The organism is Streptomyces sp. W1SF4 (genome assembly GCF_003950035.1).
Lineage (GTDB): Bacteria > Actinomycetota > Actinomycetes > Streptomycetales > Streptomycetaceae > Streptomyces > Streptomyces racemochromogenes.
This window is the reverse complement of record NZ_CP034350.1, coordinates 4,431,223-4,444,540: the sequence shown is the minus strand read 5'-3', so window position 1 is coordinate 4,444,540 and position 13,318 is coordinate 4,431,223. Positions and strand designations below refer to the sequence as shown.

At 67.6% G+C, this 13,318-nt stretch carries 8 protein-coding genes; 2 read left to right on the top strand and 6 right to left on the bottom strand.

The features are described 5' to 3' along the window. Positions 1–12 precede the first annotated feature (12 nt). Together D1J60_RS20810 and D1J60_RS20805 are read left to right on the top strand one after the other, a co-directional pair. Positions 13–960, top strand: coding sequence for a hypothetical protein (locus tag D1J60_RS20810; protein WP_125822117.1), 948 nt, complete (start codon positions 13–15; stop codon positions 958–960). Then, positions 957–1,991: a M48 family metalloprotease gene (locus D1J60_RS20805; RefSeq protein ID WP_125822116.1), complete on the top strand. Its 1,035-nt coding sequence runs from the start codon at positions 957–959 to the stop codon at positions 1,989–1,991. Before D1J60_RS20810 ends, D1J60_RS20805 begins: the two co-directional genes overlap by 4 nt. A 61-nt stretch (positions 1,992–2,052) precedes the next feature. Here D1J60_RS20805 and D1J60_RS20800 read toward each other — a convergent pair whose 3' ends face one another. From D1J60_RS20800 to rplA, 6 genes are all read right to left on the bottom strand, one after another. After that, positions 2,053–5,952 carry a DNA-directed RNA polymerase subunit beta' gene (locus D1J60_RS20800; protein ID WP_007265891.1) on the bottom strand — a complete coding sequence of 1,300 codons (3,900 nt, stop codon included), beginning with the start codon at positions 5,950–5,952 and terminating at the stop codon, positions 2,053–2,055. 96 nt (positions 5,953–6,048) lie between these two features. Continuing rightward, positions 6,049–9,531 carry a DNA-directed RNA polymerase subunit beta gene (rpoB, locus tag D1J60_RS20795; protein WP_125597059.1) on the bottom strand — a complete coding sequence of 1,161 codons (3,483 nt, stop codon included), beginning with the start codon at positions 9,529–9,531 and terminating at the stop codon, positions 6,049–6,051. Between the two features lie 575 nt (positions 9,532–10,106). Then, a complete protein-coding gene (rplL, locus tag D1J60_RS20785) occupies positions 10,107–10,490 on the bottom strand; it encodes a 50S ribosomal protein L7/L12 (protein ID WP_042801558.1) in 384 nt (127 codons plus the stop codon). A 111-nt stretch (positions 10,491–10,601) separates the two neighbouring features. Beyond that, a complete protein-coding gene (gene rplJ, locus D1J60_RS20780) occupies positions 10,602–11,132 on the bottom strand; it encodes a 50S ribosomal protein L10 (RefSeq protein ID WP_030653597.1) in 531 nt (176 codons plus the stop codon). 302 nt (positions 11,133–11,434) lie between these two features. Further along, complete coding sequence (locus tag D1J60_RS20775) at positions 11,435–12,346, bottom strand: LppX_LprAFG lipoprotein (protein ID WP_241253342.1); 912 nt, start codon at positions 12,344–12,346, stop codon at positions 11,435–11,437. 172 nt (positions 12,347–12,518) lie between these two features. Next, complete coding sequence (gene rplA / locus D1J60_RS20770) at positions 12,519–13,247, bottom strand: 50S ribosomal protein L1 (RefSeq protein ID WP_125822115.1); 729 nt, start codon at positions 13,245–13,247, stop codon at positions 12,519–12,521. Positions 13,248–13,318: the final 71 nt, after the last annotated feature.

Below are 13,318 nucleotides of genomic sequence, written 5' to 3'. Positions count from 1 at the left end.
AAGGCCCGCACGATGTACGACTACGACCAACACGCCCAGCGGCACAGCAAGCTGACCGACCCCGTCGTCACGGTCCGCCAGATCGGGCGATTCGACTTCGGCGGCAAGGGGACGACCCGCATCGACCACGCCCTGGTCTACGCGACGCCGAAGGGCACGTACGTGCCGTACCTGCCGCCGAACCGGCCGCGCCCCAGGACCGCGCGCCTCTACACGGCCGTGTACGAAGTGGACATGGGCGCGCATCCCGTCCGAGCGGAGATCGCACTGCCCAGCGACAACGACGCCCACGAGTTCACGGCGACGGTCGAGCTCACCTGGCAGGTCGCACACCCTGCCGTGTACGTCCAGAGCGGCTGCCGTGACGTGCCCCGGCTCCTGCTCGGCGAGCTGGAACAGTCCTGCAGGCCGGTGACGCGCGGCTTCCCCATCGCCGACAGCGCGGCTGCCGAAGAGGAGCTGCTCGCCACGGTGGGCGCGGGCAAGCCGCTGGGCGAAGGCGCGGGACTACGCGTCGACTGGACGGTGCGCCTGCGCCGCGACGCCGACAACATCGAGCACCAGCGGCGGCTCCAGGCGGCCCGCCACGAGCTGGAGCTCCAGCGGTACGAGGCCCAGAAGATCGCCTTCTACCAGCAGCACTTCGCCCGGGGCGGCGTTCAGGCCTGGGCCCTGCATCTGGCCCGCCACCCCGAGGACACCCGGCTCGCGCTGGACAGCATGGAGAAGCACCAGCTCGCGCTCCTCCACTCACAGATCGACCAGGTCAAGACACTGCTGGGCCCGGACGGCGGTGAGGCCCACGAGCTGGACCGCACCCGGCAGCTCATGATCGAGCAGATCAACGAAGCCCTCGCCCCCCACCTCCCGGCCACGCTGCCCACGCCGGAGCTCCCCGAGCTGCCGCCCGGCTACGGACGCCTCCCCCACCCGCCCGTCGACCCGGAGCAGGCGCCGTGACCAAGCCCGCCGAGTCGCCCGGTCCCCCGCCCGAGTACCCGCGGTACCCGGAAGCCCCCGCGCCCGCGTACGTCCCCTCCCAGCCCCGGCCCGAACACGACGACCTCGGCTACCGCCACCCACCGGGCACCCGCGTCCACTACCGCGCCCGGCAGCGCACCGCGGACGCCACCGCCCTCGGCCGGCTCGCTCTGCACCTGCCCGGATTCCTGACGAGCCTGCTCGTCGTCCTGGGAACGACCACCCTGCTGGAGGCCTGGCTCGGGCTGCCCGCCTGGGTTCCGACCTCGCTGTGGCTCGTTTCCGGGTCCCTCACGTTCCACCGCCCCAGCGAGCGGTTCCTCGCCCGCCACCTGCTCCGGCTCCAGCACCCGCTCCCCTCCGAGCTGGCGGTGCTCGCCCCCGTGTGGCGTGAGGTCACCGCCCGCGCCGGGGTGGACGGCAACCGCTACGAGCTGTGGATCGAGGACAGCGACGACCTGAACGCCCTCGCCGCCGCCGGCCACATCGTCGCCGTCACCCGGCGCGCCCTGGAGCGTCTGCCCGAAGCCCAGCTGGCCGCGGTACTCGCCCACGAGCTGGGCCATCACACCGCCGGGCACGCGTGGACAGGGCTCCTCAGCTGGTGGTACGCGCTCCCCGGCCGGCTGGCCTGGCTCGGCCTGGCCGCGGGCACGGTGAAGCTGATACGCATCGCGAGCGGATTCTCGTACGTGGCCGCGGGCATCTTGATCGTCCTCTTCGGGTGGATCACCTTCGCCACCCTGACCCTGACCTACGGCCTGCCGCTGCTCCTGCTCGCGCTGCCCTACCTGTCCGCCGCCGTGGGACGCCGCGCCGAACTCCGAGCCGACCGGCACGCGGCCGCGCTGGGCTTCGCCCCGATGCTCTCCCGGATGCTGCACGACGTCCTGGCCGAGGAGACACCCGCCTCCGACGACGGCGGCGTCCTGTCGCGGCTGCTCTCGACCCATCCCGACCACCGCACCCGCCTCCACCACCTCCAGCGCCACCTGGAGCTCCAGGGCTAGGAACGCCGCAGGGCGGCCACCCTCTCGGGTGACCGCCCTGCGGTTACTGCTCGTGTCCGACTCAGCCGTTGTACGGGCCGTAGTCGTAGTCCTCCAGCGGGACGGCCTGGCCGGAGCCGGTGCCGAAGGGCGAGTAGTCGATGTCGTCGTAGCCGACGGCCGAGTACATCGCGGCCTTGGCCTCCTCGGTCGGCTCGACCCGGATGTTGCGGTAGCGGGACAGGCCCGTACCGGCCGGGATGAGCTTACCGATGATGACGTTCTCCTTGAGGCCGATGAGGCTGTCGGACTTGGCGTTGATCGCCGCGTCCGTCAGGACTCGGGTCGTCTCCTGGAAGGAGGCGGCCGACAGCCAGGATTCCGTCGCCAGCGAGGCCTTGGTGATACCCATCAGCTGCGGACGGCCGGAGGCGGGGTGACCGCCCTCGGTGACCACGCGACGGTTCTCGGTCTCGAACTTCGAGCGCTCGACGAGCTCGCCCGGCAGGAGCTCCGCGTCGCCGGACTCGATGATCGTCACGCGGCGCAGCATCTGCCGGATGATGATCTCGATGTGCTTGTCGTGGATCGACACGCCCTGCGAGTTGTAGACCTTCTGGACTTCGCCGACCAGGTGGACCTGGACGGCACGCTGGCCGAGGATGCGCAGCACGTCGTGCGGGTTGGTGGCACCCATGGTGAGCTTCTGGCCCACCTCGACGTGGTCGCCCTCGTGCACGATGACCTTGGCGCGCTTGGAGATCGGGAAGGCCGTCTCCTCGCTGCCGTCGTCGGGCGTGATGACGATCTTCTTCGTCTTCTCGGTCTCCTCGATCCGCACGCGGCCGGCGGCCTCGGAGATCGGGGCGACACCCTTCGGGGTACGGGCCTCGAAGAGCTCGACGACACGCGGCAGACCCTGCGTGATGTCGTCACCGGCCACACCACCGGTGTGGAAGGTACGCATCGTCAGCTGGGTACCGGGCTCACCGATGGACTGGGCGGCGATGATGCCGACCGCCTCGCCGATGTCGACGAGCTTGCCGGTGGCCAGCGAGCGGCCGTAGCAGAAGGCACAGGTGCCGACCGCGGACTCGCAGGTCAGGACCGAGCGGGTCTTGACCTCCTCGACGCCGTTCGCGATGAGGGCGTCGATGAGCACGTCGCCGAGGTCCACGTTCGCCGGCGCGATGACCTTGCCGTCGATGACGACGTCCTCGGCCAGCATGCGGGCGTACACGGAGGTCTCGACGTCGTCCGCCTTGCGCAGGACACCGGTCTCGTCCTTGACACCGATCTTGAGCTTGAGGCCGCGCTCGGTGCCGCAGTCCTCCTCGCGGATGATGACGTCCTGCGAGACGTCCACCAGACGACGGGTGAGGTAACCCGAGTCGGCGGTACGCAGGGCGGTGTCCGCCAGACCCTTACGGGCACCGTGCGTGGAGATGAAGTACTCCAGAACGGTGAGGCCCTCACGGAAGGACGCCTTGATCGGACGCGGGATGGTCTCGTTCTTCGCGTTCGACACCAGACCACGCATACCGGCGATCTGTCGCATCTGCATCATGTTTCCTCGGGCACCCGAGTCAACCATCATGAAGATGGGGTTCGTCTTGGGGAAGTTCGCGTTCATCGCCTCGGCAACCTCGTTGGTCGCCTTGGTCCAGATCGCGATGAGCTCCTGCGTGCGCTCGTCCTTGGTGATCAGACCGCGCTCGTACTGCTTCTGGACCTTCTCGTCCTGAGCCTCGTAACCCGCGACGATGGCCTTCTTGGCCTCGGGCACGACGACGTCGGAGATGGCCACGGTGACGCCCGAACGGGTCGCCCAGTGGAAGCCGGCCGCCTTCAGGTTGTCGAGCGTCGCCGCCACGATGACCTTGGGGTAGCGCTCCGCCAGGTCGTTGACGATCTCGGAGAGCTGCTTCTTGCCCACCGAGTAGTCGACGAACGGGTAGTCCTCGGGCAGCAGCTCGTTGAAGAGCGCGCGACCCAGGGTCGTCTTCAGACGGAAGCTGTCGCCCGGCTGGAACTCCTGCTCGCCCTCTTCGGCGACCGGCGGCACCCAGCCGCGCGGCGGGATGGTGCCCACCGGGAAGCGGATGTCGACGGACGACTGCAGCGCGAGCTCGCCGGCGTCGAACGCCATGATCGCCTCGGCGGTCGAGCCGAACGCGCGGCCCTCGCCCTTGACGTCACGGAGCTCACCGTCGGTGGTCAGGAAGAACAGACCCAGGACCATGTCCTGCGTCGGCATCGTGACCGGACGGCCGTCGGCCGGCTTGAGGATGTTGTTCGAGGACAGCATCAGGATGCGGGCCTCGGCCTGCGCCTCCGCGGAGAGCGGCAGGTGGACGGCCATCTGGTCACCGTCGAAGTCCGCGTTGAACGCGGTGCAGACGAGCGGGTGGATCTGGATGGCCTTGCCTTCGACCAGCTGGGGCTCGAAGGCCTGGATGCCGAGGCGGTGCAGCGTGGGCGCACGGTTCAGCAGCACCGGGTGCTCGGCGATGACCTCTTCGAGCACGTCGTACACGACCGTGCGGCCGCGCTCGACCATGCGCTTCGCGCTCTTGATGTTCTGCGCGTGGTTCAGGTCGACCAGGCGCTTCATCACGAACGGCTTGAAGAGCTCCAGCGCCATGGCCTTGGGCAGACCACACTGGTGCAGCTTCAGCTGCGGACCGACGACGATCACGGAACGCGCGGAGTAGTCCACGCGCTTGCCGAGAAGGTTCTGACGGAATCGACCCTGCTTGCCCTTCAGCATGTCGCTGAGGGACTTCAGCGGGCGGTTGCCGGGGCCCGTCACCGGGCGGCCGCGACGACCGTTGTCGAAGAGCGCGTCCACGGCCTCCTGGAGCATGCGCTTCTCGTTGTTCACGATGATCTCGGGGGCACCGAGGTCGAGAAGGCGCTTCAGGCGGTTGTTGCGGTTGATCACGCGGCGGTACAGGTCGTTCAGGTCGGAGGTCGCGAAGCGGCCACCGTCCAGCTGCACCATCGGACGCAGGTCCGGCGGGATGACCGGGACGCAGTCCAGGACCATGCCCTTGGGGCTGTTGCTGGTCTGCAGGAACGCGGAGACGACCTTGAGGCGCTTGAGCGCACGGGTCTTCTTCTGGCCCTTGCCGGTACGGATGATCTCGCGGAGGCGCTCGGCCTCCTCCTCCAGGTCGAAGGACTCCAGGCGCTTCTGCAGCGCCGCGGCACCCATCGAGCCGTCGAAGTACGTGCCGAAGCGGTCACGCAGCTCGCGGTAGAGGAGCTCGTCGCCCTCCAGGTCCTGGACCTTGAGGTTCTTGAAGCGGTTCCACACCTCGTCGAGGCGGTCGATCTCGCGCTGGGCGCGGTCGCGGAGCTGCTTCATCTCGCGCTCGGCGCCTTCGCGCACCTTGCGGCGCACGTCGGCCTTGGCGCCCTCGGCCTCCAGCTCGGCCAGGTCGCTCTCGAGCTTCTTGGCACGGCCTTCGAGGTCCGCGTCACGGCGGTTCTCGATCTGCTGGCGCTCGACGGAGACGTGGGCCTCCAGCGACGGCAGGTCGCGCTGACGGCGCTCGTCGTCGACGAACGTGATCATGTACGCGGCGAAGTAGATGACCTTCTCGAGGTCCTTCGGCGCGAGGTCCAGCAGGTAGCCCAGGCGCGACGGGACGCCCTTGAAGTACCAGATGTGGGTGACGGGAGCGGCGAGCTCGATGTGGCCCATCCGCTCACGGCGCACCTTGGCGCGCGTGACCTCGACGCCACAGCGCTCACAGATGATGCCCTTGAAGCGGACACGCTTGTACTTGCCGCAGTAGCACTCCCAGTCCCGGGTAGGACCGAAGATCTTCTCGCAGAAGAGTCCGTCCTTCTCGGGCTTGAGGGTGCGGTAGTTGATGGTCTCCGGCTTCTTGACCTCGCCGTGCGACCAGGTTCGGATGTCGTCCGCGGTGGCAAGGCCGATCCGCAGCTCGTCGAAGAAGTTGACGTCGAGCACTGTGCGTCAATCCCTCTTTCGGGGTCGAGTCTCAATCATGGTCTGAACGGTCCCGGGGACGGCCGGGGGATCACTGGGATCCCCCGGCCAGGCCCGTCAGACCTCTTCGACGCTGCTCGGCTCGCGCCGGGACAGGTCGATACCGAGCTCCTCCGCCGCGCGGAAGACGTCCTCGTCGGTGTCGCGCATCTCGATGGACATGCCGTCCGAGGACAGCACCTCCACGTTGAGGCAGAGCGACTGCATTTCCTTGATGAGCACCTTGAAGGACTCGGGAATGCCCGGCTCGGGGATGTTCTCGCCCTTGACGATGGCCTCGTAGACCTTCACGCGGCCGGTCACGTCGTCGGACTTGATCGTCAGGAGTTCCTGGAGCGCGTAGGCGGCGCCGTATGCCTCGAGCGCCCACACCTCCATCTCACCGAAGCGCTGACCACCGAACTGCGCCTTACCACCCAGCGGCTGCTGCGTGATCATCGAGTACGGACCGGTCGAACGGGCGTGGAGCTTGTCGTCGACCAGGTGGTGCAGCTTGAGGATGTACATGTACCCGACCGAGATCGGGTCCGGGAACGGCTCGCCGGAGCGGCCGTCGAACAGACGCGCCTTACCGGTCGGGAGCACCATGCGCTCGCCGTCGCGGTTCGGGATCGTGTGCTGGAGCAGGCCGGCCAGCTCGTCCTCACGCGCACCGTCGAAGACGGGGGTGGCGACGTTGGTGCCGGGGGCGACCTGGTCGGCGCCGATCGCCTGGAGGCGCTGCGCCCACTCGTCCGCGAGGCCGGAGACGTCCCAGCCGCGGCTGGCGAGCCAGCCGAGGTGGATCTCCAGGACCTGTCCCGGGTTCATTCGGGACGGGACACCCAGCGGGTTCAGGATGATGTCGACCGGAGTTCCGTCCTCGAGGAACGGCATGTCCTCGATCGGAAGGATCTTCGAGATAACACCCTTGTTGCCGTGACGGCCGGCGAGCTTGTCACCGTCGGTGATCTTGCGCTTCTGGGCGACGTAGACGCGGACCAGCTGGTTCACGCCCGGGGGAAGCTCGTCGCCCTCCTCGCGGTCGAAGACGCGGACGCCGATGACCTTGCCGATCTCACCGTGAGGAACCTTGAGCGAGGTGTCACGCACCTCGCGGGCCTTCTCACCGAAGATCGCGCGGAGCAGGCGCTCCTCGGGGGTCAGCTCGGTCTCACCCTTGGGCGTGACCTTGCCGACGAGGATGTCGCCGGCGACGACGTCCGCACCGATGCGGATGATGCCGCGCTCGTCGAGGTCGGCGAGGACCTCCTCGGAGACGTTCGGGATGTCCCGGGTGATCTCCTCGGGGCCCAGCTTGGTGTCACGGGCGTCGACCTCGTGCTCCTCGATGTGGATCGAGGAGAGGACGTCGTCCTGCACGAGGCGCTGCGACAGGATGATCGCGTCCTCGTAGTTGTGGCCTTCCCACGGCATGAACGCGACGAGCAGGTTCTTGCCGAGGGCCATCTCGCCCTCTTCGGTCGCCGGGCCGTCGGCGAGGACCTGCGACTCGACGATGCGGTCGCCCTCGTTGACGATCACCTTCTGGTTGACCGAGGTGCCCTGGTTCGAGCGGGAGAACTTGGCGACGCGGTACGTGGTGTACGTGCCGTCGTCGTTGGCGACGGTGATGTAGTCGGCCGAGACCTCCTGGACGACACCGTCCTTCTCCGCCTTGATCGAGTCGCCGGCGTCGACCGCGCAGCGGTACTCCATGCCGGTGCCGACGAGCGGGGCCTCCGCCTTGATGAGCGGAACGGCCTGGCGCATCATGTTCGCGCCCATGAGGGCGCGGTTGGCGTCGTCGTGCTCGAGGAAGGGGATCATCGCGGTGGCGACGGACACCATCTGGCGCGGCGAGACGTCCATGTAGTCCACGTCCGACGGCTCGACGTAGTCGACCTCGCCGCCGCGCTTGCGGACCAGGACGCGGTTCTCGGTGAAGCGCAGCTCGTCGTCCAGGCGGGCGTTCGCCTGGGCGATGACGAAGCGGTCTTCCTCGTCGGCGGTGACGTAGTCGACCTCGTCGGTGACGGCGCCGTCGACGACCTTGCGGTACGGGGTCTCGATGAAACCGAACGCGTTGACGCGGCCGTAGGACGCGAGCGAGCCGATCAGACCGATGTTCGGGCCTTCGGGGGTCTCGATCGGACACATGCGGCCGTAGTGCGACGGGTGCACGTCGCGGACCTCGAAGCCGGCCCGCTCACGGGAGAGACCGCCGGGACCCAGCGCCGAGAGGCGACGCTTGTGCGTCAGACCCGACAGCGGGTTGTTCTGGTCCATGAACTGCGACAGCTGGCTGGTGCCGAAGAACTCCTTGATGGAGGCGACGACCGGCCGGATGTTGATCAGGGTCTGCGGCGTGATCGCCTCGACGTCCTGGGTGGTCATGCGCTCGCGCACGACGCGCTCCATACGAGCCAGACCCGTGCGGACCTGGTTCTGGATGAGCTCGCCGACGTTGCGCAGACGACGGTTGCCGAAGTGGTCGATGTCGTCGGTCTCGACGACGATCGAACGGCCCGACTCACCGATGGTCTCGGTCTCGCCCGCGTGGAGCTTCACGAGGTACTTGATGGTCGCGATGATGTCGTCGGTGGTGAGCACACCGGCGTCGAGCGGCTCGTCGGCGCCGAGCTTCTTGTTCACCTTGTAGCGGCCGACCTTGGCGAGGTCGTAGCGCTTCGGGTTGAAGTAGAGGTTCTCGAGCAGCGTCTGAGCGGCCTCGCGGGTCGGCGGCTCGCCCGGGCGCAGCTTGCGGTAGATGTCGAGCAGCGCGTCGTCCTGGCCCTGGGTGTGGTCCTTCTCCAGGGTGGCGCGCATGGACTCGTACTCGCCGAACTCCTCGAGGATCTGCTCGGTGGTCCAGCCGAGGGCCTTGAGGAGGACGGTGACGGACTGCTTGCGCTTGCGGTCGATGCGGACGCCGACCATGTCGCGCTTGTCGACCTCCATCTCCAGCCAGGCACCCCGGGACGGGATGATCTTGGCGGAGAAGATGTCCTTGTCGGACGTCTTGTCGATGGAGGAGTCGAAGTAGACACCCGGGGAACGGACGAGCTGCGACACGACGACGCGCTCGGTGCCGTTGATGACGAAGGTGCCCTTGTTGGTCATGAGCGGGAAGTCGCCCATGAAGACCGTCTGAGACTTGATCTCACCGGTCTCGTTGTTCGTGAACTCGGCCGTGACGAAGAGCGGCGCCGCGTACGTGAAGTCGCGCTCCTTGCACTCGTCGACGGAGTTCTTCGCCGGCTCGAACCGGTGGTCGCGGAACGTCAGCGACATCGACCCGGAGAAGTCCTCGATCGGCGAGATCTCCTCGAAGATCTCTTCCAGACCGGACTTGGTGGGGACGTCCTGTCCACTCTCAAGCGCCGACTCGACGCGGGACTTCCAGGCAGCGTTGCCGAGCAGCCAGTCAAAGCTCTCGGTCTGCAGCGCCAGGAGGTTCGGAACCTCGAGGGGCTCCTTGATCTTTGCAAAGGAGATGCGCAGCGGGGCGGTGCTGGCACCGTTGTTCGTATTGGTCGAGGCGTTGCGCGAGGCGGCCAAGAGGGGGTCCTTCCGAGGGCTCGGACTCACTACGCGCGTACCGGTCCCAGCCGACACAGAAGACAAGGTGCTCCCGATCTGGCGAAAAGACCAGGTCAGAGGCGGTCAGTCAGATGTGCTCGAGCGTGGGCATGCCCCTGGCGACGGGCAGGGGGCAGCTAACAGGCAGCGCAAAGGGTCAGTGTAGCCACTTGGCTCACTGATGTCCAGACCAGGTTTCCGGAAACCGGCAACAGGCCCTTCCCTGCCGTTGTTCAACCAACACGCTGCGGCTCTCGAACACAGAGCGCGTATCAGTACTGCCCTCTTCGTAGTCGATCCATGCCTCGATCCATACCTCGGATCCCGGATCGAACCGGCCGACCTCACGACGGGACTGAGAATTGCGCGCCGCTGGCCGTTCGTCAAGGCCCCGTGCTCCGAGCGGATCATCTCCGGACCCTGCTTCGGGACAACGAAGATCACCCTACTCCCCAACGAGAGGAGGGCAAGTCAGGCACTGCGGGTACGCCAAAGGGCGACCACCCTTACGGGTGATCGCCCTTCGCAGAGGCCGTCAGGCGGCCTCAGAGGTGTTACTTGACCTCGACGCCCGCACCGGCGGCCTTGAGGGCCTCGGCGGCCTTGTCAGCGGCCTCCTTGTTGACCTTCTCGAGGACCGGCTTCGGGGTGCCGTCGACGAGGTCCTTGGCCTCCTTCAGACCCAGGGAGGTCAGCTCGCGCACGACCTTGATGACCTGGATCTTCTTGTCGCCGGCACCGGTGAGGATGACGTCGAACTCGTCCTTCTCCTCCTCGGCCTCGGCAACGGCGCCGGGGGCACCCGGGGCGGCAACGGCGACGGCCGCGGCGGCGGTGACGTCGAACTTCTCCTCGAAGGCCTTCACGAACTCGGAGAGCTCGATGAGGGTCATCTCCTCGAACTGGGCGAGGAGGTCGTCCTGAGAGAGCTTCGCCATGATGGGCGATCCTTCCACTAATTCGGCAGGTGCCGATGTGTCTATAGAGGCGGGCGTAACGGCCCGCTACGACCCACGCACTAGGCGGCGTGGATCACTGCGCGAGCCGAATTACTCGGCACCGCCCTGCTCGGCGAGCTTGACGCGAAGCGCTTCCGCGGTGCGGACGAACTTCGACGGCAGCGCCTGGAAGAGCGAGGCAGCCTGGGACTGCTTGCCCTTGAACGCGCCGGCCAGCTTGCTGAGCAGAACCTCGCGGGACTCGAGGTCCGCAAGCTTCTTGATGTCATCGGCGGAGAGCGCCTTACCATCAAGGACACCCGCCTTGATGATCAGGTTGGGGTTGTCCTTGGCGAAGTCACGCAGGCTCTTCGCCGACTCCACCGGGTCACCGGTGATGAAGGCGACCGCGGTCGGACCAGCGAAGTGCTCGTCCAGCGCGGTGATCCCGGCCTGGTTGGCCGCAATCTTGGTCAGCGTGTTCTTCACCACGGCGTACTGGGCGTTCTCACCAAGGGAGCGACGCAGCGTCTTGAGCTGCGCGACGGTGAGACCCCGGTACTCGGTCAGCACGGCGGCGTTCGAGCTCTGGAACGCGTCCTTGAGCTCGGCTACCGATGCAGCCTTGTTGGGCGTCGGCATGGTGCGTTCGCCTCCTTCCGGGTGATGAGGACCGCTCAGAAGGGGCTGAAAAACGAAACGCCCCGGCGCAGGCGCCAGGGCACGGCTCAACCGGAACGAAATTCCGGGAACCTTCCACAGTCACCTGCGCGGGTCGTCCGCACTCAGCGGATCCTTCGGCCACCGCACCCTTCCAGGCACGGCAACGACCAGCGGTCTTTGGCTTCTCGGGAAGAGTACGCGAACCATCCGTTGCAGAGCAAATCCGCCCGTACGGCGGATCCGCTCCCCGCATCTTGCCTGGTCAGCCCCGGCCGGCCCGGTCAGCCCTGGTCGGTGCCGGAGCCCGCGCGAGAGCGCTTCATCATCTCGGCGAGGTCGACGACCTGGTCGGCCGGCGGGGCCGTGATCTCGACGGGCTTGTTGTAGTCCAGGAACTTGATCGTCGTGTCCATCGGGCCCTTCGTGCCCTCACCGCGGGTGCGGACCTGCTTGGTGCGGCCGGACTCGTCGATCCACATGTCGACGCCGAGGGACTTGATCCCCTCGCCCTCCAGCTGCTTGAGGCTCTTCTCCCGGCGCTCCCGGGCCTCCGGAGTGGCGGTCGTCGCGATGCCCGCGCGCATCTCCTCGGTCGTGATGGTCCCCGAGACGTGCGTGGTCTTCACGCCGTCGACGTCCTCCTCGCCGACCGTCCTGAGGTCCTTGGCCCCCATCAGCTGGTCGGCCCGGTCCCCCGGGTGCTCGCCGGAGCTGCTCGCGCCGCCCTGGGCGCTCTCCATCTTCTTGGCCGTCGCCGGGTCGAGGGCCTTCATGTCGAACTTGAGCCACGTCCCCTCGGAGCCCAGGTACATGACCCCGTCGATCACGCGGATCTCGACGGTGCCGGACTCGGCGCCCTGCGCGGTGGCCTTCATCGACATCGCCACGGACGGCTTGAGCCGCATGGAGGCGTCGGAGGAGACCTGCCGGCCCGAGGCCGTCCCGGTCAGGGTGTAGCGGACGGAGGTGATCTCCTCCGACGCCTTCTTGGTCTTCTGGAGGAACGCGGCCGGTGTGGCGTCCGCGGCGCCCCCGGCCGCCTTGGAGGCGGCCGGAGAGGCCGGCGCGGACGCCGTGGGCGCCGCCGTGGCGCCGTCGGCCTTCTTCCCGTCCTCGCAGGCCGTCGTGGCCGCGCCCACGAGCAGTACGGCGGCCAGCGCCGCGCCTGCGGTCTTCTTGCGGTACGTGAACATGGAGTCCCCACCCCTGATGTGATCGTCGAACCGTCCGACCATATGGCAGATACACGCAAAAGTCGTACGGGTTACCGGCCGGGAGAGGGCACGGGGACCGGGGAACGCGGACGGGCCCCCCGCTCCCGAGGGAGCGAGGGGCCCGTTCAGCCACTCAGGCGAGCCGTGGGGCTCAGACAGCAGCCGGGTCTTCCTCGACGAGGAGGTTCCGGGTGCGGTTGGAGTCCAGCTGGATGCCGGGGCCCATCGTGGTGCTCAGGGCGGCCTTCTTGATGTAGCGGCCCTTGGCGGCGGACGGCTTCAGACGGATGATCTCGTCCAGGGCCGCCGCGTAGTTCTCGACCAGCTGCTCGTCGGTGAAGGAGACCTTGCCGACGATGAAGTGCAGGTTCGAGTGCTTGTCGACGCGGAACTCGATCTTGCCACCCTTGATCTCGGTGACAGCCTTGGCCACGTCCATGGTGACGGTGCCGGTCTTCGGGTTCGGCATGAGACCACGCGGACCGAGCACGCGGCCGAGGCGGCCGACCTTGCCCATGAGGTCCGGGGTCGCCACGACGGCGTCGAACTCGTTGAGGCGGTTGCCCTTGGCGATCTCGCTGATCAGCTCGTCGTCGCCGACGATGTCGGCGCCGGCGGCTTCCGCGGCCGCAGCACGGTCACCGGTCGCGAAGACCAGGACCCGGGCGGTCTTACCGGTGCCGTGCGGGAGGTTCACGGTGCCGCGGACCATCTGGTCGGCCTTGCGCGGGTCGACACCCAGGCGGAAGGCAACCTCGACGGTGGCGTCGAACTTGGTGGTGGAGGTCTCCTTGGCGAGACGGACGGCCTCGAGCGGGGCGTACAGCTTCTCCCGGTCGACCTTGGCGTCCGCAGCGCGGAGAGTCTTGCTGCGCTTCACTTCTGCTCCTGTGTAAGTGCTTCAGGCATGGAGTCGTGGTACGGACCAGCGCTTGGCCCTACCACTGGGGA

What these genes read in the sequence shown, in the direction of transcription:
- D1J60_RS20810 (WP_125822117.1), top strand. Translation starts at nt 13, where the DNA reads ATGTACGACTACGACCAACACGCCCAGCGGCACAGCAAGCTGACCGAC.
- rplL (WP_042801558.1), bottom strand. Translation starts at nt 10,490, where the DNA reads ATGGCGAAGCTCTCTCAGGACGACCTCCTCGCCCAGTTCGAGGAGATG.
- rplJ (WP_030653597.1), bottom strand. Translation starts at nt 11,132, where the DNA reads ATGCCGACGCCCAACAAGGCTGCATCGGTAGCCGAGCTCAAGGACGCG.
- D1J60_RS20775 (WP_241253342.1), bottom strand. Translation starts at nt 12,346, where the DNA reads ATGTTCACGTACCGCAAGAAGACCGCAGGCGCGGCGCTGGCCGCCGTA.